Origin of the sequence: Pararhodobacter sp. (assembly GCF_034676075.1) — a bacterium.
Lineage (GTDB): Bacteria > Pseudomonadota > Alphaproteobacteria > Rhodobacterales > Rhodobacteraceae > Pararhodobacter.
Genome location: NZ_JAUCCQ010000050.1, coordinates 1 through 24,148 on the forward strand (window position 1 = coordinate 1; position 24,148 = coordinate 24,148).

34 protein-coding genes are annotated in these 24,148 nt (G+C 66.8%); 27 read left to right on the forward strand and 7 right to left on the reverse strand.

Annotation, left to right across the window (positions count from 1 at the left end):
- Both VDQ18_RS13760 and polA read right to left on the reverse strand, forming a co-directional pair.
- A partial coding sequence (locus VDQ18_RS13760) for a pseudouridine synthase (RefSeq protein ID WP_323021501.1) occupies positions 1-227 on the reverse strand: 227 nt, incomplete at its 3' end.
- Between the two features lie 49 nt (positions 228-276).
- Positions 277-3,087 carry a DNA polymerase I gene (gene polA, locus VDQ18_RS13765; RefSeq protein ID WP_323021525.1) on the reverse strand — a complete coding sequence of 937 codons (2,811 nt, stop codon included), beginning with the start codon at positions 3,085-3,087 and terminating at the stop codon, positions 277-279.
- Between the two features lie 374 nt (positions 3,088-3,461).
- On the opposite strand from polA, the gene VDQ18_RS13770 reads away from it, so the two are divergent.
- Positions 3,462-3,587 (forward strand): hypothetical protein, encoded by a 126-nt coding sequence (locus VDQ18_RS13770; RefSeq protein WP_272947897.1) that lies wholly within the window; start codon positions 3,462-3,464, stop codon positions 3,585-3,587.
- A gap of 54 nt (positions 3,588-3,641) precedes the next feature.
- Here VDQ18_RS13770 and VDQ18_RS13775 read toward each other — a convergent pair whose 3' ends face one another.
- From VDQ18_RS13775 to VDQ18_RS13785, 3 genes are all read right to left on the reverse strand, one after another.
- Positions 3,642-4,574 (reverse strand): alcohol dehydrogenase, encoded by a 933-nt coding sequence (locus VDQ18_RS13775; RefSeq protein ID WP_323021502.1) that lies wholly within the window; start codon positions 4,572-4,574, stop codon positions 3,642-3,644.
- A gap of 39 nt (positions 4,575-4,613) precedes the next feature.
- Positions 4,614-5,573 carry a pirin family protein gene (locus VDQ18_RS13780; RefSeq protein WP_323021503.1) on the reverse strand — a complete coding sequence of 320 codons (960 nt, stop codon included), beginning with the start codon at positions 5,571-5,573 and terminating at the stop codon, positions 4,614-4,616.
- 138 nt (positions 5,574-5,711) lie between these two features.
- Positions 5,712-5,912 (reverse strand): zinc-finger domain-containing protein, encoded by a 201-nt coding sequence (locus VDQ18_RS13785; protein ID WP_323021504.1) that lies wholly within the window; start codon positions 5,910-5,912, stop codon positions 5,712-5,714.
- Between the two features lie 93 nt (positions 5,913-6,005).
- Between VDQ18_RS13785 and VDQ18_RS13790 the strand changes: the two genes are divergently transcribed.
- On the forward strand, positions 6,006-6,962 hold the full coding sequence (locus VDQ18_RS13790) for an ABC transporter ATP-binding protein (protein ID WP_323021505.1): 957 nt from the start codon (positions 6,006-6,008) through the stop codon (positions 6,960-6,962).
- Positions 6,963-6,964: 2 nt separating this feature from the next.
- On the opposite strand, the gene VDQ18_RS13795 is transcribed toward VDQ18_RS13790, so the two are convergent.
- A complete protein-coding gene (locus VDQ18_RS13795) occupies positions 6,965-7,594 on the reverse strand; it encodes a hypothetical protein (RefSeq protein WP_323021506.1) in 630 nt (209 codons plus the stop codon).
- Complete coding sequence (locus tag VDQ18_RS13800) at positions 7,591-8,895, reverse strand: MFS transporter (RefSeq protein WP_323021507.1); 1,305 nt, start codon at positions 8,893-8,895, stop codon at positions 7,591-7,593. The genes VDQ18_RS13795 and VDQ18_RS13800 overlap by 4 nt, the downstream gene beginning before the upstream one ends.
- Here VDQ18_RS13800 and VDQ18_RS13805 point away from each other — a divergent pair.
- From VDQ18_RS13805 to VDQ18_RS13925, 25 genes are all read left to right on the forward strand, one after another.
- Positions 8,882-9,346, forward strand: coding sequence for a RidA family protein (locus tag VDQ18_RS13805; protein ID WP_107754967.1), 465 nt, complete (start codon positions 8,882-8,884; stop codon positions 9,344-9,346). The genes VDQ18_RS13800 and VDQ18_RS13805 overlap by 14 nt on opposite strands.
- The gene (locus tag VDQ18_RS13810; protein ID WP_323021508.1) at positions 9,346-10,125 is read left to right on the forward strand and encodes a glycerophosphodiester phosphodiesterase family protein; all 780 of its coding nucleotides are present in this window, start codon (positions 9,346-9,348) and stop codon (positions 10,123-10,125) included. The genes VDQ18_RS13805 and VDQ18_RS13810 overlap by 1 nt, the downstream gene beginning before the upstream one ends.
- Positions 10,126-10,178: 53 nt before the next feature.
- Positions 10,179-11,351 carry a GNAT family N-acetyltransferase gene (locus tag VDQ18_RS13815; RefSeq protein WP_323021509.1) on the forward strand — a complete coding sequence of 391 codons (1,173 nt, stop codon included), beginning with the start codon at positions 10,179-10,181 and terminating at the stop codon, positions 11,349-11,351.
- Entirely contained in the window at positions 11,348-11,941 is a 594-nt protein-coding gene (locus VDQ18_RS13820) for a glutathione S-transferase family protein (protein WP_323021510.1), read from the forward strand. The genes VDQ18_RS13815 and VDQ18_RS13820 overlap by 4 nt, the downstream gene beginning before the upstream one ends.
- Positions 11,941-12,243, forward strand: coding sequence for a 4a-hydroxytetrahydrobiopterin dehydratase (locus tag VDQ18_RS13825; RefSeq protein ID WP_323021511.1), 303 nt, complete (start codon positions 11,941-11,943; stop codon positions 12,241-12,243). The genes VDQ18_RS13820 and VDQ18_RS13825 overlap by 1 nt, the downstream gene beginning before the upstream one ends.
- Before the next feature lie 173 nt (positions 12,244-12,416).
- Positions 12,417-12,620, forward strand: coding sequence for a 50S ribosomal protein L29 (gene rpmC / locus VDQ18_RS13830; RefSeq protein ID WP_323021512.1), 204 nt, complete (start codon positions 12,417-12,419; stop codon positions 12,618-12,620).
- Between the two features lie 11 nt (positions 12,621-12,631).
- Positions 12,632-12,871, forward strand: a complete 240-nt coding sequence (gene rpsQ, locus VDQ18_RS13835; protein WP_323021513.1) for a 30S ribosomal protein S17 — start codon at positions 12,632-12,634, stop codon at positions 12,869-12,871.
- A gap of 62 nt (positions 12,872-12,933) precedes the next feature.
- Positions 12,934-13,302: a 50S ribosomal protein L14 gene (rplN, locus tag VDQ18_RS13840; protein ID WP_013066055.1), complete on the forward strand. Its 369-nt coding sequence runs from the start codon at positions 12,934-12,936 to the stop codon at positions 13,300-13,302.
- Positions 13,302-13,607, forward strand: a complete 306-nt coding sequence (gene rplX / locus VDQ18_RS13845) for a 50S ribosomal protein L24 (protein WP_323021514.1) — start codon at positions 13,302-13,304, stop codon at positions 13,605-13,607. Before rplN ends, rplX begins: the two co-directional genes overlap by 1 nt.
- Positions 13,607-14,167, forward strand: coding sequence for a 50S ribosomal protein L5 (gene rplE / locus VDQ18_RS13850; protein ID WP_323021515.1), 561 nt, complete (start codon positions 13,607-13,609; stop codon positions 14,165-14,167). Before rplX ends, rplE begins: the two co-directional genes overlap by 1 nt.
- 19 nt (positions 14,168-14,186) lie before the next feature.
- Positions 14,187-14,492 (forward strand): 30S ribosomal protein S14, encoded by a 306-nt coding sequence (gene rpsN / locus VDQ18_RS13855; RefSeq protein ID WP_323021516.1) that lies wholly within the window; start codon positions 14,187-14,189, stop codon positions 14,490-14,492.
- 16 nt (positions 14,493-14,508) lie between these two features.
- Complete coding sequence (gene rpsH / locus VDQ18_RS13860; protein WP_323021526.1) at positions 14,509-14,901, forward strand: 30S ribosomal protein S8; 393 nt, start codon at positions 14,509-14,511, stop codon at positions 14,899-14,901.
- A gap of 11 nt (positions 14,902-14,912) precedes the next feature.
- Positions 14,913-15,446, forward strand: coding sequence for a 50S ribosomal protein L6 (rplF, locus tag VDQ18_RS13865; RefSeq protein ID WP_323021517.1), 534 nt, complete (start codon positions 14,913-14,915; stop codon positions 15,444-15,446).
- 11 nt (positions 15,447-15,457) lie between these two features.
- The gene (rplR, locus tag VDQ18_RS13870; protein WP_323021518.1) at positions 15,458-15,817 is read left to right on the forward strand and encodes a 50S ribosomal protein L18; all 360 of its coding nucleotides are present in this window, start codon (positions 15,458-15,460) and stop codon (positions 15,815-15,817) included.
- 124 nt (positions 15,818-15,941) lie between these two features.
- Complete coding sequence (gene rpsE, locus VDQ18_RS13875; RefSeq protein WP_107754955.1) at positions 15,942-16,499, forward strand: 30S ribosomal protein S5; 558 nt, start codon at positions 15,942-15,944, stop codon at positions 16,497-16,499.
- 12 nt (positions 16,500-16,511) lie between these two features.
- Complete coding sequence (rpmD, locus tag VDQ18_RS13880; protein ID WP_107754954.1) at positions 16,512-16,697, forward strand: 50S ribosomal protein L30; 186 nt, start codon at positions 16,512-16,514, stop codon at positions 16,695-16,697.
- A gap of 200 nt (positions 16,698-16,897) precedes the next feature.
- On the forward strand, positions 16,898-17,521 hold the full coding sequence (locus tag VDQ18_RS13885; protein WP_323021519.1) for a hypothetical protein: 624 nt from the start codon (positions 16,898-16,900) through the stop codon (positions 17,519-17,521).
- Positions 17,522-17,588: 67 nt separating this feature from the next.
- Positions 17,589-18,794: a cytochrome P450 gene (locus VDQ18_RS13890; protein ID WP_323021520.1), complete on the forward strand. Its 1,206-nt coding sequence runs from the start codon at positions 17,589-17,591 to the stop codon at positions 18,792-18,794.
- 157 nt (positions 18,795-18,951) lie between these two features.
- Positions 18,952-19,431, forward strand: a complete 480-nt coding sequence (gene rplO, locus VDQ18_RS13895) for a 50S ribosomal protein L15 (RefSeq protein WP_107753507.1) — start codon at positions 18,952-18,954, stop codon at positions 19,429-19,431.
- A gap of 104 nt (positions 19,432-19,535) precedes the next feature.
- Entirely contained in the window at positions 19,536-20,912 is a 1,377-nt protein-coding gene (secY, locus tag VDQ18_RS13900; protein WP_323021521.1) for a preprotein translocase subunit SecY, read from the forward strand.
- The gene (locus tag VDQ18_RS13905; protein WP_323021522.1) at positions 20,909-21,553 is read left to right on the forward strand and encodes an adenylate kinase; all 645 of its coding nucleotides are present in this window, start codon (positions 20,909-20,911) and stop codon (positions 21,551-21,553) included. Before secY ends, VDQ18_RS13905 begins: the two co-directional genes overlap by 4 nt.
- 59 nt (positions 21,554-21,612) lie before the next feature.
- Entirely contained in the window at positions 21,613-21,996 is a 384-nt protein-coding gene (locus VDQ18_RS13910) for a hypothetical protein (protein WP_323021523.1), read from the forward strand.
- Between the two features lie 225 nt (positions 21,997-22,221).
- Entirely contained in the window at positions 22,222-22,590 is a 369-nt protein-coding gene (gene rpsM, locus VDQ18_RS13915; protein ID WP_107753515.1) for a 30S ribosomal protein S13, read from the forward strand.
- Between the two features lie 15 nt (positions 22,591-22,605).
- Positions 22,606-23,004, forward strand: a complete 399-nt coding sequence (gene rpsK, locus VDQ18_RS13920) for a 30S ribosomal protein S11 (RefSeq protein ID WP_107753517.1) — start codon at positions 22,606-22,608, stop codon at positions 23,002-23,004.
- A 115-nt stretch (positions 23,005-23,119) separates the two neighbouring features.
- A complete protein-coding gene (locus VDQ18_RS13925; RefSeq protein ID WP_323021524.1) occupies positions 23,120-24,136 on the forward strand; it encodes a DNA-directed RNA polymerase subunit alpha in 1,017 nt (338 codons plus the stop codon).
- The last annotated feature ends 12 nt before the right edge of the window (positions 24,137-24,148 follow it).

Consider the following 24,148-nt stretch of genomic DNA (forward strand, 5'->3'; position numbering starts at 1 on the left):
TCGGTCAGCCGGGCCTGCAAGGCCCCGTCATTGGTCAGGAGGAGCAGCCCCTCGCTGTCGCGGTCGAGCCGCCCGGCGGGGTAGAAACCCGGCAGCGAAAGCAGGCTGGAGAGGCCGGGCCAATGCGGATCGCCGCTCCATTGGCTGAGGATCCCGGGGGGCTTGTGAAAGGCGATGAGGCGGGTGGGTTCTGCCGCCCCCTTCCGGCGGGGGCGCGGGCGGCTCATCGGGCGGTGGGTAGGATGGGCAATATTGCCCATCCTACGAGGGCCCGGCTCAATGCGCCTCGGCCCAGTTCATGCCCACGCCTGCGTCCACGATCAGCGGCACGTCGATCTCGACCGCCGGGGCCGCGGCCCCCTCCATGATCGCCTTGACGCGGGCGATGGTCTCGTCGACCGCCCCGTCCTCGACCTCGAAGACCAGTTCGTCGTGCACCTGCAGCAGCATCTTCGCCGGCAGGTCGGCAATCGCCGCCGGAATCCGCACCATGGCCCGGCGGATGATATCCGCGGCGGTGCCCTGGATCGGGGCGTTGATCGCGCCGCGGCGGGCGAACCCCGCGCTCGGCCCCTTGGCGCCGATCTCGGGCGTATGGATGCGCCGCCCGAACAGGGTTTCGACGTATTTATGCTCCTTGGCGAAGGAAATGGTCTTGTCCATGTAATCCTTGATGCCCGGGAAGCGCTGGAAATAGGTGTCGATGAAGGCCTGCGCCTGATCGCGCGGGATGCGCAGGTTGCGCGCCAGACCGAAGCCGGAAATCCCGTAGATCACCCCGAAGTTGATGGCCTTGGCCCGGCGCCGGATCTCGGGCGTCATCTCGTCCAGCGGCACGCCGAACATCTCGGACGCGGTCATCGCATGGATGTCCAGCCCGTCGCGGAACGCCTGTTTCAGGGCCGGAATATCGGCGATATGCGCCAGAATCCGCAACTCGATCTGGCTGTAGTCGAGGCTGACGAGCTTCTTTCCCTCGGCGGCGACGAAAGCCTCGCGGATGCGGCGGCCTTCCTCGGTGCGGACGGGGATGTTCTGCAGGTTCGGATCGGTCGAGGCCAGCCGCCCGGTGTTCGCGCCGGTCTGCTGGTACGAGGTATGCACGCGCCCGGTTTCCGGGTTGATGTGGTTCTGCAGCGCGTCGGTATAGGTCGATTTCAGCTTGGACAGCTGCCGCCAGTCCAGCACCTTGCCGGGCAATTCATGCTCGGTCGCCAGATCCTCCAGGATATCCGCCCCGGTCGAATAGGCGCCGTTCTTGCCCTTCTGCCCGCCGGGCAGGCTGAGCTTGTCGAACAGGATCTCGCCCAGCTGCTTGGGCGAGCCGACGTTGAACGTCTCGCCCGCCATCTCGTGGATCTCGGCCTCGAGCCCGGCCATCGACTGCGCGAAGGCCGAGGACATGCGGCTCAGCACCTGCCGGTCGACGGTGATCCCGTGCATTTCCATCTCGGCCAGCACCGGCACCAGCGGGCGCTCCAGCGTCTCGTAGACCGTCGTCACCCGCTCGCGGTGCAGCCGCGGCCGGAACGCCTGCCACAGGCGCAGGGTGATATCCGCATCCTCGGCCGCGTATTTCGTCGCGTCCTCGATCCCCACCTTGTCGAAGGTGCGGGCCGATTTGCCCGACCCCAGCAGCGGCTTGATCGGGATCGGCACATGGCCGAGATAGGTCTCGCTCAGCTCGTCCATGCCGTGGTTATGCAGGCCCGAGAACATCGCGTAGCTCATCAGCATCGTGTCGTCGATCGGCGCGACCTTTATGCCGCGGCGGGCGAAGATCTTGGCGTCGTATTTGATGTTCTGGCCGATCTTCAGGATCGAGTCATCCTCCAGCACCGGCTTCAGCGCAGTGAGCGCCGCCTCGGCCGGGATCTGCCCCTCCAGCAGCTTGGCGCTGCCGAAGAGGTCGTCCGACCCCTCGGAATGGATCAGCGGGATATAGCAGGCCTCGCCCGGCGCCGTGGCCAAGGAGATCCCGACCAGCTCGGCCTGCATCTCATCGAGCGAGGTCGTCTCGGTATCGACGGCGAAGAAACCCTGATCGCGGATCCGGTCGATCCAGCCCTGCAGCGTCTCCAGATCGCGGACGCAGGTGTATTTCTCGGCCTCGAAGGGCACTTGTTCGACGGCGGGCGGAGCTTCGGCCGTGTTCTTGGCCGGGGCGGCGGGGGCTTCAGTGATCGCCGGGGCCTCGACCCCCAGCTTGTCGGAAATCCGCCGGGTCAGGGTGCGGAATTCCATGCGGGACAGGAAGTCCATCAGGGGGCCGGCATCCGGGCGCTTGCAGACCAGATCGGCCAGCGCATCCTCGACCGGCACGTCGCGGCGCAGCGTCACCAGTTCCCGCGACAGGCGGATCTGGTCGACCTTCTCGGTCAGCACCTCACGACGTTTCGGCTGCTTGATCTCACCGGCGCGGGCCAGCAGCGTGTCCAGATCGCCGTATTCGTTGATCAGCAGCGCCGCGGTCTTCAGCCCGATCCCCGGCGCGCCCGGCACGTTGTCGACCGAATCGCCCGCCAGCGATTGCACATCGACCACGCGGTCAGGCCCGACGCCGAATTTCTCGAACACCTCGTCCACGCCAAGCACCTTGTTCTTCATCGGGTCGAACATGTCGACGCCGTTGCCGACCAGCTGCATCAGGTCCTTGTCGGATGAGATGATGGTGCAGGTCCCCCCGGCCTCGGTCGCGAGGCGGGCGTAGGTGGCGATGATGTCATCGGCCTCGAACCCCTGCTGCTCGATGCAGGCGACGTTGAAGGCGCGGGTCGCCTCGCGCGTCAGGGGGAATTGCGGGCGCAGATCCTCGGGCAGTTCGGGGCGGTTGGCCTTGTATTCGGGATAGATCTCGTTGCGGAAGGTGATGGACGAGGCGTCGAAGATCACCGCGATATGGGTGGGCGTCGATTTCGTGGTCGGCCCGCCGGAAATCTCGTTCCAGATCAGGTTGCAAAAGCCCTGCACCGCGCCGACCGGCAGACCGTCCGACTTGCGCGTCAGCGGCGGCAGCGCGTGATAGGCGCGGAAGATGAAGGCCGATCCGTCGATCAGATGCAGGTGCGAGCCCTTGCCGAAGGTCATGTGCGGCTTCCTCTTGGCGTGATGGTCCTTGGTAACGGCGCGGGGCCGGGGCGTCCAGCCGGGAAGGGGCGGGAAGGGCGGCAGGGCGCCGGGTTCGGGCTGGCAGACGAGGGTGCTGCGCGGCGTCCCGCCGGGTGGATCAGGGGGGCCCGCGATCACGACTGTCATCGCCGGCCTTATTCCCCGCTTGAAAGGTTGAAATCAGTCACAATCGCTGCCATATACAGCCTGCACCCCGACAGGCCGCTTTCGCGGCCAAGCGCCTTTTGCGCACTCCGGGGTCGATCCCCGCACGGGCTTTCCGTCCGGCTCCGCACGAAGGCGGAACCGCGAGCGGCCGTTTTTGCGGGCCATGAACGTGAAAGGAGACCCCAATGTCCCAAGACCTCACCGACGAGGAACTCTCGCGCCGCATCGAGGAACTGACCGCGGCCGGCATGACTCTGGCGGCGAACGCGCTGCAGCGTGAGCAAGCCTACCGGCGCAAGCGCGCGGCCTGAGGGCCCGGCCCAACGGGGCCGTGATAAAAAGGGCGGGGGGAAACCTCCGCCCTTTTAGCTTGCGCCATCCTCCGGGAAACGCAGCAGAACCTTGGCGCCGCCGGGTTCGGCACCGGCGGCGAGGGCCGCGCGCCACTCGGCTAGCGGCACCTCGCGCACCGGCGCCATGGGCGCGTGGCGCAGAAGCGGCCAGAGGGCGCGGAAGGCCGCCTGCCAGTCGGCGGGGCCGAGCGCCGCCTGAGCCTCGCGCAGGTGGAAGCGGTGGAACCCCGCGGCGGGCGGGCGTTCGGGCCGGATGGTCTGGCCGCTGAGCAGGCCATAGCCCACGAAATCCGACCCGGCCCGCATCCGGTCCAGCACCAGCGTGCCGACCGGCCCGCCGAGCGAATCAAAGGTCACATCGGCGCGGGCGGCGGCCTCGGCGATCTGCCGGTGATCCGCCATGGGGATCGGCCGGATGCCCAGCGCCTCCAGCACGGCGCGGCGGGCGGGCGAGCGGTAGATCCCCGCCACCTCGACCGCGCCATCCCCCTGCGCCCAATGCGCCAGCAGCGCCGCGCATTGCGAGCCCGCGCCCGACAGCAGCACCCGCCGCCCCGCCACCGGCCAGCGCGCCAGCATCGCCCGCGCCGCCATCGGGTTGATATAGGCCCGCGCCGCCAGGCTGTCGGGGATGTCGTCGGGCACCGGCACCGCCCAATCTGGATCGGCCATGACAACCCCCTGCCAGGTCCCGCCCGCCCTGAGCGGCAGCACCCGGCGCCCGGTGCCGTCCAGAACGCGGCCGACGCCCTCGTATCCCGCGACGCAGGGCAGGGTGATCCGATGCGCATAGGCACCGGTCACCGGGATCAGATCGGACGGGTTCACGGGAGAGAGGGACATCGCCACGCGAAACCCCCCGCCCTGCGGCAGGGCGAGGGGTTCGAGCGCCAGCGCCTCAAGGGGCGGGCCGAAGCGGCGGTAGATCAGGGCGTGCGTCTGCATGCCCCGGTGTCGCCCGCCCCGGGGAGCGGGCGCAAGGGCTCAGCGGCGCCCGCGCGGCCGGTCGTTCCGCCCGCCACCGCGGTTGTCAGACCCGGGCTGCCGGATGAAGGTGCCGTTGTTCAGCTCGCGGAACGCCTTTTCCAGCTCGGCCCGCGTGTTCATGACGATGGGGCCGTGCCACGCCACCGGCTCGCGGATCGGCTGGCCCGAGACCAAGAGGAAGCGGATCCCCTCGGGCCCCGAATTCACCACGATCTCGTTGCCGGTGCCGAAGCGTACCAGCGTCCGGTTGCCGGTCATGTCGCGCAGGTTCAGCTCCTTGCCGTCGAATTCCTTCTCGACCAGCACGCCCTCGGGATGCGAGGCATCGCGGAAGAGCCCGCCGCCCGCGAAGACATAGGCGAAGGTATTGGCGTAGGTATCGACCGGCAGCACCTTGCGGGTGTTCGGCGGGACCGAGACGTCGAGGTACAGGGGATCGGCGGCGATCCCGTCGACCGGGCCGCGCTTGCCCCAGAACTTGCCGGTGATGACCCGGACCGAGGTGCCGTCGTCATCGACCACCGTCTCGATTTCCGAGCCCTGCACGTCCTGATAGCGGGGCTTGGTCATCTTCAGGGACGAGGGCAGGTTGGCCCAGAGCTGGAAGCCATGCATCTGGCCCTTGGCGTTGCCCAAGGGCATCTCCTGATGCAGGATGCCGCGACCGGCGGTCATCCATTGCACCGAGCCCGGGCCGAGCTTGCCCTTGTTGCCCAGCGAATCGCTGTGCTCGACGGTGCCCTCCAGCACATAGGTGATCGTCTCGATCCCCCGGTGCGGATGCCAGGGGAACCCCCGCTTGTAGAGCGCGGGCGAATCGTTGCGGAAATCGTCGAGCAGCAGGAAGGGATCGGATTCGTCGGGATCGCCGAAGCCGAAGGCGCGGTGCAGGTGGACCCCGGCGCCTTCCATGGTGGGCTGCGCCTTGACGGTCTTGGTCACGGGACGGAAGGACATGGTCGCTCTCCTTGTTCGCTGTTGCCCCGCATATCGGGGCACAGAGGCCCGGAATCCAGCCGTGAGGCTGTGCGCCGGGGCACAAGTCTTGCGCGACTGTCCGGTAGGATGGGCAATATTGCCCATCCTACGGGCGCCTCAATGCCCGTCGTGGGCCGCGTTCGGGTCCAGCGTGTAGCGCGCGTCGCAATAGGGGCAATCGATCCAGCCGGCCTCAAACGGGATGGTCAGCCAGACGCGCGGATGACCCAGCGCGCCTTCGCCGCCATCGCAGGAAAAGCGGCGGGTTTGCACAACATGGGTGGCGGGTGCGTCATGCGCGGGCTGGCTGGCGGACATCCGGGCTTCCTTGTCTCGGCTTGCTATTCGGCCTAGGTGATGGGCGGCCAAGGGCTTTGGCCCATCTAGACGGTTTTTCCCGGCGGGAGCAAGATGACCAACAGCGTTTCAGCCAGCCAAGACGATTGGGCGATCGAGATCGAGGGCCTGCGCAAGGTCTACCGGGCCAGCGGCAAGGCCCCGGCCAAGGAGGCCCTGACCGGCATCGACCTCAAGATCCCGCGCGGCTCGGTCTTCGGTCTGCTCGGCCCCAACGGGGCGGGCAAGTCGACGATGATCAACATCATGGCCGGTCTGGTGCTGAAGACCTCGGGCCGGGTGAAGATCTGGGGCTTCGATCAGGACGTGAATCCGCGCCAGTCGCGCGCCGCCATCGGCGTCATGCCGCAGGAGCTGACGGTCGATCCCTTCTTCACCCCCCGCGAGTCGCTGGAGGTGCAGGCAGGCCTTTACGGCGTGCCCTCCCGCGACCGGCGCACGGATGAGATCCTCAGCCTGATCGGCCTGACCGACAAGCAGAACGCCTATGCCCGCACCCTTTCGGGCGGGATGCGGCGGCGGCTGTTGCTGGGCAAGGCGCTGGTCCATGCGCCGCAGGTGCTGGTGCTGGACGAACCCACCGCCGGCGTGGACATCGAACTGCGGCAGATGCTCTGGGGCAATGTGCGCGAGCTGAACCGGCAGGGCATGACCATCATCCTGACCACGCATTACCTGGAGGAAGCGCAGGAGATGTGCGACGAGATCGCCATCATCGACAAGGGCCGTCTGGTGGTGCGCGACACCACCGCCAACATCGTCGCCCGGGTCGATGCCAAGACCCTGCTGGTGCGCCTTGCCCGTCCGGTCGGGGCGCTGACCCTGCCCGAGGGCGTCACGCGCGAGGACAAGCCCGAGGGCTGGAGCGCCTTCTCCTATCCCCAGAGCCGGGTGCAGGCGGGCGCGGTGCTGGCAGCGCTGCATGCCGCCGGGGCCGAGGTCGTCGATATCAAGACCACCGAACCCAATCTGGAAGATGCCTTCCTCGATTTCACCCGCCACCCGGCCTGATTTCAGCCGCGGCGCAGGGGCGGGACGATGCGCCCGCCCTCCCGCATGAAGGGCGCCAGAACCACGTCGCGCTCGATCCCGGGCAGGCGGTCCAGAAGCGCCTGAAGCGCGGGGGCTTCCTCCCGTTCGCTGGTCCAGGCGCCGAGGATGTAGTCGGGCGCGATCCGGCCCTGCACCTGCACTTCGGCGTCGGGATCGCTGGGCAGCCAGGGGGCCAGCCCCTCGGGCGGATCGTCGAAGAACCGCCGCAGCCCCCAGGGACCGCCGACGTAGCCGGTGTGATCGCGCATCTGCCGGGTCGCGGCATTGGTGGCGCAGAAGCGGCATGGCTCACACCAGAGGATCGCCGGATCGAGGAACAGCGCCACCCGCGCCGCATCCGGCACCCCGCCGCCCTTCTTCTCGAACAGAGAGGCGCTCACCGCCTCGATGCTGAGCGAGACGGCGGTGGGCTTGTTGCTCAGCTGCGCGCCGGGTGGGACGAGCGCGTCGAACGGGGCGTTTTCCAGATCGGCGACCGGCCAGATGCCGTGCGCGACCATCGCCGGGACGTTCCGCAGGAAGGTGAAATGCAAGAGGAACCGGATGTCCCGCTCCGCGACGATCCGCCGGATCCCCTCGGCCGCGCTCACTTCCCGCCATCCGGTCTGAGCGACGCCGCGAAGGCGGTGATGCCCAGCGCCAATAGCGCGATCAGCCAGAAGGCCACCGGCAGCGAGAAGGCGTGCCCGATGCCGCCGATCACCGCCGGGCCCAGCACCATGCCGCCATAACCCAGCGTCGCCACCCCGGCGATGGCCCGGCCCTGCGGCGTCTCGCGGTCGTTGGCGGCGCGGGTGAAGGCCAGCGGGATCACCACTGAATAGCCCAGCCCCAGCAGTGCGAAACCGATCAGCCCGGTGGCCAGCGTCTGTCCGACCAGCGCCACCACCAGCCCGGCGAAGGCGAAGAGCCCGGCGATCCGCGCCGTGGTCACCGGGCCGAGCCGGGCGATGGCATGGCCCGCGGTCAGCCGGGCGACGAACATCGCCGCGGAATAGACAGTGTAGCCGAGCGCGGCGCTCGCCTCGTCCGTCTGGGCGATCTGGGTCAGGAAGACGGCCGACCAATCGGCCATCGCCCCCTCGCCCAGCGAGGAACAGAAGGCGACGAAGCCCACCACCATCAGACTGCGCGAGGGCAGGGCGAACCCCGGCCCCTTGGCGGCGCTGCGCTGCGACTCCCACGGGATCATCGCCAGCCCCAGCGTCAGCGCCCCGAAGACCAGCGCCACCAGCCCGAAATGCGTGAGCGGCCCCAGACCCAGCGCCACCGCGCCGCCGCCGCTCAGCGCGCCGATCCCGGCGCCGAGGCTCCACATGGCGTGGAAGGCGGACATGATCGGGCGCATGACCTTGCGCTCGACCTCGGCCGCCCAGCCGTTCATCGCCACATCCATCGCCCCGTGTCCGGCCCCGAACAGCAGCAGCGCCAGCGCCAGCCAGCCGGTCGAGGGCGCCAGTGCGATCAGCGGCAGACACAGCGCGTAATAGACCCCGATGGCGCGCGAGGCCCGGTCGGCGCCGATCCGGTCGCTCAGCCGCCCGGCCAGCGGGAAGGACAGGATCGCCCCCAGCGCCAGGCACAGCAGCAGGCGCCCCAAGGCGCCATGGTCCAGCGCGAAGGTCTCGACAAAGGCGGGCACCCGCACGGCCCAGGCGCCGAACAGGATACCGTTGAGGAAGAACATCGCCGAAACGGCAAGGCGCGCGCGGCGCAGACTGGGATACACGGCGGGCCTCGGCTTTCGGGTCAGGCCGCCAGAAGTGCCCCAGCCTCGCGCCCCCTGCAAGCCCCGCCCGGCACGGGCCGGGGCTTTTCGCCGCCGCCCAAACGTGCTTACCTCCGCCCCGAGCCGCACGCGCCAACAGGAGAGAGCCATGCCCCATGCCATCGACGCCCGGATCGAGGAACTGGGCCACACGCTGCCCCCCGCCCCGGCGCCCGCCGCGAATTACGTGCCCTGGGTGATCTCGGGCAACCAGATCTTCGTCTCGGGGCAGGTGAGCCAGGCCAATGGCAGCTTCATCACCGGCAAGCTGGGCGCCGACCTCAGCACCGAGCAGGGCGCCGATGCCGCGCGCTCCTGCGCGCTGTCGCTGCTGGCGCAGTGCAAGGCGGCGCTGGGCGGCGACTGGTCGCGGCTCAAGCGCGTGGTGAAGCTGACGGGCTTCGTCAATTGCACCCCCGATTTCCACGACCAGCCCAAAGTCATCAACGGCGCCTCGGATTTCCTGGTCGCCGTACTGGGCGATGCCGGGCGGCATGCCCGTTCGGCGGTCGGCGCGCCCTCGCTGCCGCTGGGCGTCGCGGTGGAAATCGAGGCGATCTTCGAGCTCGCCTGATGCGCGCGCCCCTGCCCGAGGCTTTCCTGCGCCTGCCCATCGCGCATCGCGCCTATCACGATGCCGAGGCCAAGCGCCCCGAGAATTCGCTGCCCGCGATCCGCGCCGCGATCCGCGCGGGCTATGGGATCGAGATCGACCTCCAGCCCTCGGCCGACGGGCAGGCGATGGTCTTTCATGACGAGATGCTGGACCGGCTGACCTTCGACACCGGCCCGGTCGCCGCCCGCAGTGCCGCCGAATTGCAGCGCATCCGCGTGCGTGCCTCGGCCGAGCCGATCCCGACCTTCCGCCAGGTGCTGGCCGAGGTGGCGGGCCAGGTCCCGCTTCTGGTCGAGATCAAGGACCAGTCCGGCGCCTTCGGGCCGACCAACGGCGTGCTGGAGGCGGCGGCCGCGGCGGCGCTGCAGGGCTACACGGGGCCGGTGGCGCTGATGTCCTTCAACCCGCATTCGGTGGCGCATCTGCAGCGGCTCTTGCCGCAGGTGCCGCGCGGCCTGACCACCTATGCCTTCCCGGCCGAGGATTTCCCGCCCGGCCTGCCGCCCGAGATGGAGGCCCGCCGCCAGGCGCTGGCCGCCATCGAGGATTACGACCGGGTCGGGGCCAGCTTCATCTCGCACCATTGGCGCGATCTGTCGCGGCCCCGGGTGGCCGAGCTGAAGGCGCAGGGCGCGGCGGTGCTCTGCTGGACCATCCGCTCGCCCGAGGAAGAGGCCCAGGCCCGCCAGATCGCCCAGAACGTCACCTTCGAGCATTACGCCGCCGCGCAGCCCTGACCGGGCGCCGCGCGGGGCCTTGACCGGCGCCTTCGGGCGACCAGCTACAGGCTATGGGGCAGGGGAAAGCCGTGGACATCACCCTCGTCAACGGGATCGGCGATATCGAGGCCGCAGCGTGGGACGCGCTCTGCGCCCAGGACGGCGCGCGCCCGCGTGATCCCTTCACCACCCATCGCTTCCTGCATGCGCTGGAGGTGTCGGGCTCGGTCGGCCCGGGCACCGGCTGGGAGGCGCGGCACCTGACCATCCGGCAGGATGGCAGGCTGCTGGCGGCGATGCCGCTCTATGTGAAGCTGCACAGCCAGGGCGAATACATCTTCGACCATGCCTTTGCCGATGCCTGGCAGCGGGCGGGGGGCCAGTATTACCCCAAACTGCAATCGGCCGTGCCCTTCACCCCCGCCACCGGCCCCCGCCTGCTGGGGGAGCCGGAACTCAGGCCGATCCTGCTGCGCGCGCTGGCCGAGGTGACGCGCTCGAACGACCTGTCCTCGGCCCATGTCACCTTCTGCACCGCCGAAGAGGCCGGGATCGGGGTCGAGGAAGGCTACCTGCACCGCGTCACCCAGCAATTCCACTGGCAGGATGAGGGCTATGGCGATTTCGACGGCTTCCTGAACGCGCTGAGTTCGCGCAAGCGCAAGACCATCCGCCGCGAACGGACGCAGGCGCAGGCCTTCGGCGGCACGATCCACGCCTATACCGGCGCGGACCTGAAGCCCGAACACTGGGACGCCTTCTGGCGTTTCTATCAGGACACCGGCAGCCGCAAATGGGGCCGGCCCTATCTGACCCGCGCCTTCTTCGATCAGGTGCATCGGACCATGGCCGACGACATCCTGCTGGTGCTGGCCGAGCGCAACGGCCGCCCGGTGGCCGGGGCGCTCAATTTCATCGGCGCGGACACGCTCTTCGGCCGCTATTGGGGCTGTGTCGAGGATCACCCCTGCCTGCATTTCGAACTCTGCTACTATCAGGCGATCGACTGGGCGCTGGCCCATGGCCTGACCCGGGTCGAGGCAGGCGCGCAGGGCGAGCACAAGCTCGCGCGCGGATACCTGCCGGCCGAGGTGCATTCGCTGCATTGGTTCCCCGACCGCCGTTTCCGCGAGGCGGTGGCGGATTATCTCCAGGCCGAGACCGCCGCCATCGGCGACGAGATGCGGCTTCTGGAAAGCTACGGCCCCTTCCGCCGCGGCCCCCAGCCCGAGGAACAGGAATGATCGATTTCTACACCAACCCCCGGTCCCGCGGCGCCATCGCCCGCTGGATGCTGGAAGAAGTGGGCGCCCCCTACCGCGAACACCGGCTGGAGTTCGGCACCACGATCAAGGCGCCCGAGTATCTGGCGATCAACCCGATGGGCAAGGTTCCGGCCATCGTCCATGACGGGCAGGTGGTGACCGAAGCCGCGGCGATCTGCGCCTATCTGGCCGATGTCTTCCCCGAAGCGGGCCTCGCCCCGCCCGCGGCGGAACGCGGCGCCTATTATCGCTGGTTCTTCTTCGGCGCCGGCCCGGTCGAGGCGGCGGTGGTCAACACTGCCATGGGCTTCGTCGTCCCGCCCGAGCGCAAGGTCGCGGTGGGCTATGGCTCGCTCGACGATGTGGTGGCGACGCTGGAACACCGGCTGGAGGAAAGCCCGTATCTGGCGGGCGAGCGTTTCACCGCGGCCGATGTCTATGCGGGCTCGCAGATCGGCTGGGGAATGCAATTCGGCACCCTGCCGACCCGCCCGGTGTTCGAGGCCTATTGGAACCGCATCAAGGACCGCCCCGCCCGGGCGGCCGCCGCTGCCAAGGATGCCGCGTGATGGCCCGGCCGCAGGTTCTGGCGGGCGCGGCCCGCGACGAGGCGCTGGCAGAGCTGACGGCGGCGGGGTGGTCGCATGACCCCGCCACCGACCGGCTGTCCAAGAGCTACCGCTTCAAGGATTTCAGCGCTGCCTGGGGCTGGATGAGCCGCGTGGCGCTGGAGGCCGAGAAGCTGGACCACCACCCCGACTGGTCGAACAGCTGGAACAAGGTCCAGGTCTCGCTGACCACGCATGACCGGAAGGGCCTGACCGAACTGGATCTGGCGCTGGCCCGGGCCATGGACCGGATCGCCGGCTGAGCCCCCTGGAAAAGGCCGCGCGGGCGCCCTTTCCCCTTGCCTTGCTGGTCCCTCTCCCTTATAGCGCCTCATCCCGCGGATTCCGGTGTCGGAATCAGCGGGCTCGTCATTGACTCCACCGGACGCAGGGTAACCCGCAAGGGCCCTCTGGTGATGTTGAAAGGAACAGGCGCATGAACGCCGATGAACTGAAGAACAAGACCCCCGATCAGCTGCGCGCTGATCTGGTGGCCCTGAAGAAGGAGGCCTTCAACCTCCGCTTCCAGAAAGCCACCAACCAGCTGGAAAACACCGCCCGCATCCGTCAGGTGCGCCGCGATGTGGCCCGCGTGAACACTGTTCTGAACCAGAAAGCCGCCGAAGCGGCGAGCAACTGAGGTAACGAGACATGCCCAAACGCATCCTGCAAGGCACCGTGACCTCGGACAAGAACGAGCAGACGGTCACCGTCCTCGTCGAGCGCCGCTTCACGCACCCCGTCATGAAGAAGACCGTCCGTTCGTCGAAGAAATATCGCGCGCACGATCCTCTGAACACCTTCAAGGTCGGTGACACTGTTCGTATCGAAGAGTGCGCCCCGATCTCGAAATCGAAGCGCTGGCGCGTTGTGACCGAGGCTTCGGCCTGATCACGCGCTCCTGCGACTAACGAAACCCTGGGGGATCATCCCCAAAGGTCGGGAGACTTTCCATGATCCAGATGCAGACCAATCTGGATGTTGCTGACAACTCCGGCGCCCGCCGGGTTCAGTGCATCAAGGTTCTGGGCGGTTCGCATCGCCGCTATGCCTCCGTGGGCGACATCATCGTGGTGTCGGTCAAGGAAGCGATTCCGAAAGGCCGTGTGAAAAAGGGTGACGTCCGCAAGGCCGTCGTCGTCCGCACCGCCAAGGAAGTTCGCCGTGAAGACGGCACCGCCATCCGCTTCGACCGCAACGCCGCCGTCATCCTGAACAACCAGGGCGAACCGGTCGGCACCCGTATCTTCGGGCCGGTCGTTCGCGAACTGCGGGCGAAGAATTTCATGAAGATCATCTCGCTGGCGCCGGAGGTGCTCTGATGGCCGCGAAACTGAAAAAGGGCGACAAGGTCGTCGTCCTCACCGGCAAGGACAAGGGCAAGAAGGGTGAAATCACCCAGGTCATGCCCAAGGACAACAAAGCCGTGGTCGAGGGCATCAACATCGCCATCCGTCACACCAAGCAGAGCCAGACCTCGCAGGGCGGGCGCATCCCGCAGGCGATGCCGATCGATCTGTCGAACCTGGCCCTCGTCGATGCCAACGGCAAGGCGACCCGTGTCGGCTTCCGCGTGGAAGACGGCAACAAGGTGCGCTTCGCCAAGACCACTGGGGACGTGATCTGATGCTGGACGCTGCGACTTACACCCCGCGCTTCAAGGCCGATTTCAAGAACCGCATCCGTGCGGCGCTGAAAGAAGAGTTCGGCTACAAGAACGACATGATGATCCCGCGTCTGGACAAGATCGTCCTGAACATGGGCGTCGGCGAAGCGGTGAAAGACACCAAGAAGGTCAAGTCGGCCCAGGCCGAACTGAGCCTGATCGCCGGCCAGCAGGCCGTCATCACCAAGGCGAAAAACTCGATCGCGGGCTTCCGGGTCCGTGAAGAGATGCCGCTCGGCACCAAGGTCACCCTCCGCGGCGACCGGATGTACGAGTTCCTCGAGCGCCTGATCACCATCGCACTGCCCCGCGTCCGCGACTTCCGCGGCGTGAAAGGCAACTCGTTCGATGGCCGCGGCAACTATGCCATGGGCCTCAAGGAACACATCGTCTTCCCGGAAATCGACTTCGACAAGGTCGATGAGGTTCTGGGTATGGACATCATCATCTGCACCACCGCGAAAACCGACGCGGAAGCCAAGGCGCTGTTGAAGCAATTCAACATGCCCTTCATGGCCTGACGCGGAAGGAGAGAGAAACATGGCTAAAAAATCCATGGTCGAGCGCGAGAAGAAGCGTCAGAAGCTGGTGGAGCAATACGCCGGCAAACGCGCTGCTCTGAAGGCGATCGCGGCCGACCCGAGCAATTCGATGGAAGACCGGTTCAAGGCGAACCTGAAACTGGCGGAACTGCCGCGGAACTCCTCCGCGACCCGCCTGCACAATCGCTGCGAGCTGACCGGTCGTCCGAAGGCCTATTACCGCAAGCTGCAACTGTCGCGGATCATGCTGCGCGAGCTCAGCTCGTTCGGCCAGATCCCCGGCATGGTCAAGTCGAGCTGGTAAGGAGGGTACGCACATGATGAACGATCCTCTCGGCGATATGCTGACCCGCATCCGTAACGCGCAGATGCGCGGCAAGTCGACCGTCCGGACCCCGGCGTCGAAGCTGCGCGCCTGGGTGCTCGACGTTCTCGCGAACGAAGGCTACATCCGCGGGTATGAGCGCGTGACCTCCTCGGACGGTCATGCTGAGCTGGAAATCCAGCTCAAGTACTCGTCCGGTGAGCCCGCGATCCGCGAGCTGAGCCGCGTCTCCAAGCCTGGCCGCCGCGTTTACGCCGGCGCCCGGGAAATCCCGTCGGTCCGCAACGGCCTCGGCGTTTCGGTGGTTTCGACCCCGAAAGGCGTGATGTCCGATGCGGCGGCACGCGCTGCCAATGTTGGCGGCGAAGTGCTCTGCCGCGTGTTCTGAGGAGGGCTGAAATGTCTCGTATCGGCAAGAAGCCCGTTTCCGTGCCTTCGGGCGTGACGGCGACCATCTCGGGCCAGACCATCTCCATGAAGGGGCCGAAAGGCACCCTGACCTTCACCGCCACGGACGATGTCACCATCGTCCAGGAAGACGGCAGCATCAAGGTGACCCCGCGGGGCACCTCGAAGCGTGCGCGTCAGCAATGGGGCATGGCCCGCTCGATGGTCGAGAACCTGACCATCGGCGTGACCACCGGCTTCAAGAAGGAAATGGAACTGGTCGGCGTCGGTTACCGTGCGGCGATGCAGGGCAAGGACCTGAAGCTGTCGCTCGGCTACAGCCACGACGTGATCTTCGAGGTGCCGCAAGGCATCACCGTCGCCACGCCGAAACCCACTGAAATCGTGATCGAAGGCATCGACGCGCAGCAAGTGGGCCAGGTTGCGGCCAACATCCGCGAGTGGCGTTCGCCCGAGCCCTACAAGGGCAAAGGCATCCGCTACAAGGGCGAGTTCATCTTCCGCAAGGAAGGCAAGAAGAAGTAAGGACGCGACAGATGGCGAACACCAAGCTCAAGCTGTTCCAGAAGCGTCGTCAGCGCGTCCGGAACAAACTGCGGAAAACCGCCAACGGCCGTCTGCGGCTGTCGGTTCACCGCTCCAACAAGAACATCAGCGCCCAGCTGATCGACGACGCCAAGGGGATCACCATCGCCTCGGCCTCGACGCTCGAAAAAGACCTGGGTGTGGTCGGTGTGAACAACATCGACGCGGCTACGAAAGTGGGCGCCGCGATTGCCGAGCGTGCGAAAGCCGCCGGCGTCGAGGAATGCTACTTCGACCGGGGCGGCTTCCTGTTCCACGGGAAGATCAAGGCTCTGGCCGATGCCGCCCGCGAAGGCGGCCTGAAGTTCTGATCCCTGCAGGCGGTGCCCCTCCCGGGTGCCGCCTCGATGATCGAGGGCCCATCCCGTTGCGGACGGGCCACTGTGATCGGACACCATCGGCGCTTCGACGCCATGACTGAAAGGATTGCCTTCAATGGCAGAACGTGAAAACCGCCGGGACCGCCGCCGCGACGACCGCGACGAGACCCCGGAATTCCAGGATCGCCTTGTCGCGATCAACCGGGTGTCGAAGACCGTGAAGGGCGGCAAGCGCTTCGGCTTTGCTGCGCTCGTGGTTGTCGGCGACCAGAAGGGCCGCGTGGGCTTCGGCAAAGGCAAGGCGAAAGAGGTCCCCGAGGCCGTTCGCAAGGCCACCGAGCAAGCCAAGCGCTCGATGATCCGCGTCCAGCTCAAGGACGGCCGGACGCTGCACCACGACATCGAGGGCCGTCATGGCGCCGGTAAAGTCGTGATGCGGACCTCGGTTCCGGGTACCGGGATCATCGCGGGCGGCCCGATGCGCGCCGTCTTCGAGATGCTGGGCCTGCAGGACGTCGTGGCGAAATCGCTCGGCTCGCAGAACCCCTACAACATGATCCGCGCGACCATGGACGGCCTCAAGAAGCAGGCCAGCCCCCGCCAGGTGGCCCAGCGCCGCGGCAAGAAAGTGGCCGACATCCTCCGCAAGGAAGATGCGCCGGTCGAAGCGTAAGGAGAGACCGACATGGCTACCATCGTCGTCAAGCAGATCGGCTCGCCCGCGCGCCGTCCCGCCAAGCAGCGTGACACGCTGAAGGGCCTCGGCCTGAACAAGATGCACAAGACCCGCGAACTCGAGGACACCCCCTCGGTCCGCGGCATGGTCAACGCGATCCCGCATCTGGTCACGATCGTCGAAGAAAAAGCCTGAGGCGGGGCGGGGCAAGCCCCGACCATCCAACGGCATGAAAGGCGGGGGCAACCCCGCCTTTTTTCGTTTGGCGCGCCGCCGGGCGCCGTAGGATGGGCAATATTGCCCATCCTACCCTCCTCGACCGAACGTGAACGGCCCCCCGCTTCCTTTCCCGGCGCCGCTCGCTTACCCCTGACCGGCCCTCAGCGGAGCCCGTCATGCGTCTGGTCCTGACCCTTGCCCTGATCCTCGGCACCACCGCCGCCGAGGCCAGCATCTGTGACTACCGCCTGTCCTCGCTGATCCAGCGGCGGGGCTCGCCGGCGATGGAGGCCGAGCGCGCCGCCACTGCCACACCCGAGGACCCGGGGCCGGTCCTCTATTTCACCGTCAATCCCCGCACCGGCGAGACCAGCCTCGGCGCCACCGGCAGCGGCAGCCCGAACGACGGATTCCTGACCCGTACCGCCCGGGTCCTGGGCTCGGCCGTGGCCGTCGTCACCCGCGATTCGCCGCTGGTCAGCGCCGGGGGCGCCGTGGCAGGCGCGGGGATCGAGGCCCTGTGCTATTTCCGCGACGAGCGCATCACCGATTACGACGACGTGCTGGCGGTTCTGGAAACCGTGAGCCTGACCATGCCGCCCGACCTCTTCGCGGTGATCGAGCCGGGGCTTGAACGCCGCGATGCCTTCGTGCGGCTGAACCGCAACGATGGCTACGACGCGGTCGAATATCAGGTGAAGGACCTCTACATCGTCAACGGCCAGCTCCGGCACCGCAACTGGGGCGTCAACGACATCGTCGGCGACATCACCATCTTCCTGCCGCGACCGGTGGAGTGATCCCCCACTCGTTGCATCTGCCGCGATCCTGGGCCACTGTGCCCGCCGCAAGGGGAGGGGCCTGCCAATGACCGATATCGCCGAATTCGACCTCAACGCCATCGGCCCGGCCTATATCGACGATCCCTATCCGACGCTGCGGGCGCTGCGCGAGCGCTCGCCGGTGCACCGCAACGCCGATGGCTCGGTGTTCCTGACCCGGCACGCGGATGTGCTGAAGGTCTATCAGTCGCGCGCCATGCTGTCCGACAAGACCGAGGAATTCGGCAAGAAATTCGGGCAATGCCCGCTGCATACCCACCACACGACCAGCCTCGTCTTCAACGACCCGCCCTATCACACCGTGGTGCGCAAGCTGCTGGCTTCGGCCTTCACGCCCCGCAAGCTCGCGGTGTTCGAGGGGCTGATCGAGGGGATTGTCGAGCGGCTTCTGGACCGGGTGGAGGAGAAGGGCGACCTGGACCTGATCGACGATTTCGCCAAGGTCCTGCCGACCGAGATCATCTCGTTCATGCTGGGCATCCCGCCCGAATACCGCCAGAAGCTGCGCGGCTATTCGCTGGCGATCCTGGGCGCGCTGGACCCGGTAGTCCCGCCCGAGCGGATCAAGGCGGGCAACGAGGCGGTGGTGGAATTCACCGAGATCCTTACCGACATCATCGACCACCGCCGCCGCAACCGCGAGGGGGCGATGGAGGGCGAGGTGCTGGAGAGCCTGATCTTCGGCGAGGTCGACGGCAAGCGCCTGAACGACGAGGAATTGATGCAGAACTGCATCTTCCTCTTGAACGCAGGCCACGAGACGACGACCAGCCTCGTGGGCAACTCGGTCGGCATCCTGTTGAAGAACCCCGACGAACACCGCCGCCTGATCGCCGACCCCGGCCTCATCACCTCGGCGGTCGAGGAATTCCTGCGGGTCGAGAGCCCCTTGCAACAGGGCAACCGGCTGGCGGGCGAGGATCTGGATCTGGGCGATGTGGTGCTGCCGAAAGGCACCTATATCCACACCTCGATCGCCGCCGCGAACCGGGATCCTGCGGTCTTTGCCGATCCCGACCGCGTGGACCTCGCGCGCAGCCCCAACAAGCACCTGGCCTTCGCCACCGGCATCCATGTGTGCCTCGGCGCCACGCTGGCCCGGGTCGAGGGGCGGATCGCCGTGGGCGGGCTGGTGAAGCGCTTCCCGCGGCTGGCTGCCAACGGCCCGGCCACCATGGTGCCGCTGGCGCGCTTCCGCGGCTACGCCAGCCTGCCGGTCCGGGTGCGCTGACGCCAAGGGCAGGCCCCGCCATCAGAGGGCGCTTGAACCGTACCCCTAACCCGTCTATACGCCCCCCGGTCGGCCCCAAGGTCCGACTCGACCCACCACCATGCCGTGTTGCCCCCTTTCGTCGCAGACGGGGTATTCCGGCCAAGGAGATGCGACCATGAAACTGAACGAACTTCACGACAATCCCGGCGCCACCAAGACCAAGAAGCGCGTTGCGCGCGGTCCGGGTTCGGGCAAGGGCAAGACCGCCGGCCGCGGTATCAAAGGTCAGAAATCCCGCTCGGGCGTGGCGCTGAACGGCTATGAAGGCGGCCAGATGCCCCTCTACCGCCGCCTGCCGAAGCGCGGCTTCAACAAGCCGAACCGCAAGGAATGGGCTGTCACGAACCTGGGCGCCATCGCCAAGTTCATCGAAGACGGCAAGATCGACGCCAAGGTCGAGATCACCGAAGACGTGCTGGTCGCCTCGGGCCTGGTGCGCCGCAAGCTGGACGGCATCCGTGTGCTGGCCAAGGGTGAGATCGGCCAGGCCGTGACCCTCGCCGTCACCGGCGCCTCGAAAGCGGCTGTCGAGGCCGTGGCGAAAGCTGGCGGCTCGCTGAAAACCACCGTCGCGGCGGCTGAAGCGGCCGAATAAGGTGTTGTGGGCGGCGTCGTCGCCCCTTACATCATCCGCATGGGTTTTCCTGCGCCGCCGAACCGGAGCCCGGATCGGCGGCGCTGTCATGAAAGAAACGGAACATGGCTTCTTCTGCAGAGCAAATGGCGGCCAACACCTCGTGGGCCACGCTCGCCAAGGCCAAGGACCTGCGCCAGCGCATTTTCTTCGCCATCGGCCTGCTGATCGTCTACCGGATCGGCACCTATATCCCGGTGCCCGGGATCGACGGCGGACAGCTGCGCGAGTTCATGTCGGGCGCGGCGGCGGGTCTGGGCGGGATGCTCAACATGTTCACCGGCGGCGCCATCGCCCGCATGGGGATCTTCGCCCTGGGCATCATGCCCTATATCTCGGCCTCGATCATCGTGCAGCTGGTGGCCTCGATGTACGGCCCCTGGCAGAACCTCCGCAAGGAAGGTGAGCTTGGCCGTCGCAAGCTGAACCAATACACCCGCTACGGCACCGTCTTCCTGGCGCTGGTGCAATCCTATGGCCTCGCGATCTCGCTTGAGGCCGGGGATCTCGCCACCGATCCGGGCTGGTTCTTCCGCATCTCGACCGTCATCACCCTGGTCGGCGGCACGCTGTTCCTGATGTGGCTGGGCGAGCAGATCACCTCGCGCGGGATCGGCAACGGCACCTCGCTGATCATCTTCGTCGGCATCATCGCCGAACTGCCGGCGCAGCTGGCGCAATTCCTGACTCAGAGCCGGGCGGAAAACACCAACTGGATGCTGGTCGTCGGCATCCTGGGGATGATGATCGCGCTGGTGGCCTTCGTCGTCTTCATGGAACGCGCGCTGAGGAAGGTGCATATTCAGTACCCGCGGCGCCAGGTCGGCATGAAGGTCTATGACGGCGGCTCGTCGCACCTGCCGATCAAGGTCAACCCGGCCAACGTGATCCCGGCGATCTTCGCCTCTTCGCTGCTCTTGCTGCCGACGACGCTGAGCACCTTCTCGGGCCAGTCCACCAACCCGATCATGGCGACGATCCTCGCCTATTTCGGGCCGGGGCAGCCGCTCTATCTGGTGTTCTTCGCTGCGCTGATCATCTTCTTCACCTTCTTCTACACGCTCAACGTGTCGTTCAAGGTCGATGACATCGCCGACAACCTGAAGAACCAGAACGGTTTCATTCCCGGCATCCGTCCGGGCAAGCGAACCGAGGAATATCTTCACTACATCGTCACCCGCATCTGTACCGTTGGCGCGCTCTATCTGGCCGCCGTGGCGCTGATGCCGGAAATCCTGCGCGCCGAGCTGTCGATTCCCTTCTACTTCGGCGGCACCTCGGTGCTGATCGTCGTGGCGGTGACGCTGGACACGATGAGCCAGGTCCAGTCGCATCTGGTGGCGCATCAATACGAGGGCCTGCTGGAGCGTTCGCAGCTGCGTGGCCGTAAACGTACCGACGGCAGCAAACCTGCCCGCAAGAAAGGGCCCGCCCTGCGATGAACATCATACTTCTGGGCGCCCCGGGCGCCGGCAAGGGGACCCAGGCACGTATCCTGGTCGAGGGCCGCGGCATGGTCCAGCTCTCGACCGGCGACATGCTGCGCGCCGCCCGCACCTCGGGGACCGAGATGGGCCAAAAGGTCGCCGCCGTCATGGACGCAGGCCAGCTGGTCACGGATGAGATCGTCATCGGCCTGATCGCCGAGCAGCTGGAGAAGGGCGCCACCGGCGGCTTCATCTTCGACGGCTTCCCCCGGACGCTGGCCCAGGCCGACGCCTTGGGCGATCTGCTGGCGGCCAAGGGCGAGAGCCTGGATGCCGTGGTGGAACTGCGCGTGGATGATGAGGCGCTCGTCGACCGCATCACCGGCCGCTTCACCTGCGGCAATTGCGGCGAGGTCTACCACGACCGGACCAAGCCGACCAAAGTGCCCGGCACCTGCGACGTCTGCGGCAGCCACGACCTGAAGCGCCGCGCCGACGACAACGAGGACAGCCTGCGCCAGCGCCTGCTGGAATACTACAAGAAGACCTCGCCGCTGATCGGCTATTACCACGCCAATGGCAAGCTCAAGGTCGTGGACGGGCTGCAGGACATGGCCAAGGTCACGGCCGATGTGGCGGCAGCGCTCGACGGCTGAGCCTTGCAGCACAGGCAAATCGAACTACCCTCCTGACCCTGTGTCACGGAGGGTTTTTCATGCGCCATCACCTGTTGCCGCTGGCCGCGCTCGTTGCGGTGCTGCCCGCGATGGCCTCGGCCCAGGGGCTCGCCTGGGTCTCGAACACCGCCATCTGCCCGGATCTGCGCGCCGGGGCCGCGGCCGAGGATGTGCTGGGCGACAGCGACGCCCTGCTGCTGGAGCCCACGGGCATCACCGGGATGGAGTATCGCTGCGTCTTCGAGCCCGCGCTCGACCTCGAGGCGGCGGACCTTTCCACCACCACCCACACCGGCTATTGCGAGGAGCCGGGGCTGATCACGCCCCAGCTTTTCACCTTCCGGATGGAGCGGCAGGAGACGCCCCGCGTCAGCCTTTATGACGGGACCGAGACGGCGACGGTGTTCTTTGCCTGCCCCTGACGCCGGGGAGGTGCGAAAAACACTTGACAGACTGCCCCGACCCTTGACCTCAGGCTGAAAACCGCCTACCCGATGCGCCTGATCCCGCGATCCGAGTCGCCCGCCGACTCGGATTGTTCGTTTGGCCCATGGGCCGGGGTTGTTCGTCTGGCACGGCGCCGCGCAGGCTCGTGTTGTGAAAAAAGGTTCTGGGACTACGGAACCGCAACAAAAGGAAGAAACCGCGTGGCACGTATTGCTGGCGTCAACATCCCCACCGGAAAGCGCGTCCCGATCGCTCTCCAGTACATCCACGGCATCGGTCCGGCCATCGCCGACCAGATCGTCGCGGCCCTGAACATCGAACCCGCCCGCCGGGTCAACCAACTCACTGACGACGAAGTGCTCGCGATCCGCGAATACATCGACGCCAACCTGACCGTCGAAGGCGACCTGCGCCGCGAAGTCACCATGAACGTCAAGCGCATGATGGACATGGGGTCGTATCGTGGCCTGCGTCACCGCCGCAACCTGCCCGTGCGCGGCCAGCGCACCCATACCAACGCCCGCACCCGCAAGGGCCCGGCGAAGCCGATCGCCGGCAAGAAGAAGTAAGGGAGGGCAGGACCAATGGCTCGCGACACCAAATCCACCGCGCGCGTCAAGCGCAAGGAACGCAAGAACATCGCCGCTGGTGTGGCGCATGTGAACTCGACGTTCAACAACACCAAGATCCTGATCTCGGACGTGCAGGGCAACGCCATCTCGTGGTCGTCGGCCGGCACCATGGGCTTCAAGGGCTCGCGCAAATCGACGCCCTATGCTGCCCAGCTTGCCGCCGAGGACGCCGCCAAGAAGGCGCAGGAACACGGTCTCCGCACCCTCGAGGTCGAGGTGCAAGGCCCCGGCTCGGGCCGCGAATCGGCGCTGCGTGCGCTGGCCGCTGCCGGGCTGCAGATCACTTCGATCCGCGACGTGACGCCGCTGGCCCACAACGGCTGCCGTCCGCCGAAGCGTCGCCGCGTCTGACGCAGAACCAACAGGGATCGGACCGCACCTGAGCGTGCGGTCCGATTCTGTCATGAAGTCCCTCGGGCGTATCCGGCTTCGGTCATGACCCGGATACAGGAATGGAGGCAGATCCATGATCCACAAGAACTGGCAGGAATTGATCAAGCCGGCGCAACTCGACGTTCGCCCCGGTGCCGATCCCTCGCGCAAGGCGACCGTCGTCGCCGAACCGCTCGAGCGTGGCTTCGGCCTGACGCTGGGCAACGCGCTGCGCCGCATCCTGATGTCGTCGCTGCAGGGCGCGGCCATCACCTCGGTGCAGATCGACAACGTGCTGCACGAGTTTTCCTCGGTCGCCGGTGTGCGTGAAGACGTGACCGACATCGTCCTGAACCTCAAGGGCGTCGCGCTCAAGATGGACGTGGACGGGCCGAAGCGCGTGACGATCTCGGCCCGCGGGCCGTCGGTGGTGAAAGCCGGCGACATCGCGGTGACCAACGGGATCGAGGTCCTGAACAAGGACCACGTGATCTGCCACCTCGACGACGGGGCCGAGCTGTTCATGGAGCTGACGGTCAACACCGGCAAGGGCTATGTCGGCGCGGACAAGAACCGCCCCGAGGATGCGCCGATCGGCCTCATCCCGATCGACGCGATCTACTCGCCGGTCAAGAAGGTCGCCTACGAAGTCACGCCGACCCGTGAGGGCCAGGTGCTGGACTATGACAAGCTGACCATGAAGATCGAAACCGACGGCTCGGTCACCCCCGAGGACGCCGTGGCCTTCGCCGCGCGCATCCTGCAGGACCAGCTGCAGGTCTTCGTCAACTTCGACGAGCCGGAAGCGGCGGGTCGCGGGTCGGACGACGATGGGCTCGAGTTCAACCCGCTTCTGCTGAAGAAGGTGGACGAACTGGAACTGTCGGTGCGCTCGGCCAACTGCCTGAAGAACGACAACATCGTCTATATCGGCGACCTGATCCAGAAGACCGAAGCCGAGATGCTCCGCACCCCGAACTTCGGCCGCAAGTCGCTGAACGAGATCAAGGAAGTGCTCTCGGGCATGGGCCTGCATCTCGGGATGGAAGTCGAGGATTGGCCGCCGGAGAACATCGAAGAGCTGGCCAAGCGCTTCGAAGACCAGTTCTGAGGCGGTGCGTGC

Bases quoted from the DNA above. Each gene is read 5' to 3' on its own strand.
- VDQ18_RS13770 (WP_272947897.1), top strand. From the start codon at position 3,462: ATGTCCCAAGACCTCACCGACGAGGAACTCTCGCGCCGCATCGAGGAA.
- VDQ18_RS13790 (WP_323021505.1), top strand. From the start codon at position 6,006: ATGACCAACAGCGTTTCAGCCAGCCAAGACGATTGGGCGATCGAGATC.
- VDQ18_RS13810 (WP_323021508.1), top strand. From the start codon at position 9,346: ATGCGCGCGCCCCTGCCCGAGGCTTTCCTGCGCCTGCCCATCGCGCAT.
- VDQ18_RS13780 (WP_323021503.1), bottom strand. From the start codon at position 5,573: ATGTCCTTCCGTCCCGTGACCAAGACCGTCAAGGCGCAGCCCACCATG.
- VDQ18_RS13890 (WP_323021520.1), top strand. From the start codon at position 17,589: ATGACCGATATCGCCGAATTCGACCTCAACGCCATCGGCCCGGCCTAT.
- secY (WP_323021521.1), top strand. From the start codon at position 19,536: ATGGCTTCTTCTGCAGAGCAAATGGCGGCCAACACCTCGTGGGCCACG.
- rpsH (WP_323021526.1), top strand. From the start codon at position 14,509: ATGAACGATCCTCTCGGCGATATGCTGACCCGCATCCGTAACGCGCAG.
- VDQ18_RS13910 (WP_323021523.1), top strand. From the start codon at position 21,613: ATGCGCCATCACCTGTTGCCGCTGGCCGCGCTCGTTGCGGTGCTGCCC.
- VDQ18_RS13775 (WP_323021502.1), bottom strand. From the start codon at position 4,574: ATGCAGACGCACGCCCTGATCTACCGCCGCTTCGGCCCGCCCCTTGAG.
- rplF (WP_323021517.1), top strand. From the start codon at position 14,913: ATGTCTCGTATCGGCAAGAAGCCCGTTTCCGTGCCTTCGGGCGTGACG.
- rpsQ (WP_323021513.1), top strand. From the start codon at position 12,632: ATGCCCAAACGCATCCTGCAAGGCACCGTGACCTCGGACAAGAACGAG.
- rplO (WP_107753507.1), top strand. From the start codon at position 18,952: ATGAAACTGAACGAACTTCACGACAATCCCGGCGCCACCAAGACCAAG.
- polA (WP_323021525.1), bottom strand. From the start codon at position 3,087: ATGACCTTCGGCAAGGGCTCGCACCTGCATCTGATCGACGGATCGGCC.
- rplR (WP_323021518.1), top strand. From the start codon at position 15,458: ATGGCGAACACCAAGCTCAAGCTGTTCCAGAAGCGTCGTCAGCGCGTC.
- VDQ18_RS13905 (WP_323021522.1), top strand. From the start codon at position 20,909: ATGAACATCATACTTCTGGGCGCCCCGGGCGCCGGCAAGGGGACCCAG.
- rplN (WP_013066055.1), top strand. From the start codon at position 12,934: ATGATCCAGATGCAGACCAATCTGGATGTTGCTGACAACTCCGGCGCC.
- VDQ18_RS13925 (WP_323021524.1), top strand. From the start codon at position 23,120: ATGATCCACAAGAACTGGCAGGAATTGATCAAGCCGGCGCAACTCGAC.
- rplX (WP_323021514.1), top strand. From the start codon at position 13,302: ATGGCCGCGAAACTGAAAAAGGGCGACAAGGTCGTCGTCCTCACCGGC.
- VDQ18_RS13785 (WP_323021504.1), bottom strand. From the start codon at position 5,912: ATGTCCGCCAGCCAGCCCGCGCATGACGCACCCGCCACCCATGTTGTG.
- VDQ18_RS13805 (WP_107754967.1), top strand. From the start codon at position 8,882: ATGCCCCATGCCATCGACGCCCGGATCGAGGAACTGGGCCACACGCTG.
- VDQ18_RS13815 (WP_323021509.1), top strand. From the start codon at position 10,179: ATGGGGCAGGGGAAAGCCGTGGACATCACCCTCGTCAACGGGATCGGC.
- rpmD (WP_107754954.1), top strand. From the start codon at position 16,512: ATGGCTACCATCGTCGTCAAGCAGATCGGCTCGCCCGCGCGCCGTCCC.
- VDQ18_RS13825 (WP_323021511.1), top strand. From the start codon at position 11,941: ATGGCCCGGCCGCAGGTTCTGGCGGGCGCGGCCCGCGACGAGGCGCTG.
- rpsK (WP_107753517.1), top strand. From the start codon at position 22,606: ATGGCTCGCGACACCAAATCCACCGCGCGCGTCAAGCGCAAGGAACGC.
- rpsE (WP_107754955.1), top strand. From the start codon at position 15,942: ATGGCAGAACGTGAAAACCGCCGGGACCGCCGCCGCGACGACCGCGAC.
- VDQ18_RS13820 (WP_323021510.1), top strand. From the start codon at position 11,348: ATGATCGATTTCTACACCAACCCCCGGTCCCGCGGCGCCATCGCCCGC.
- VDQ18_RS13885 (WP_323021519.1), top strand. From the start codon at position 16,898: ATGCGTCTGGTCCTGACCCTTGCCCTGATCCTCGGCACCACCGCCGCC.
- rplE (WP_323021515.1), top strand. From the start codon at position 13,607: ATGCTGGACGCTGCGACTTACACCCCGCGCTTCAAGGCCGATTTCAAG.
- rpsN (WP_323021516.1), top strand. From the start codon at position 14,187: ATGGCTAAAAAATCCATGGTCGAGCGCGAGAAGAAGCGTCAGAAGCTG.
- VDQ18_RS13800 (WP_323021507.1), bottom strand. From the start codon at position 8,895: ATGGCATGGGGCATGGCTCTCTCCTGTTGGCGCGTGCGGCTCGGGGCG.
- rpmC (WP_323021512.1), top strand. From the start codon at position 12,417: ATGAACGCCGATGAACTGAAGAACAAGACCCCCGATCAGCTGCGCGCT.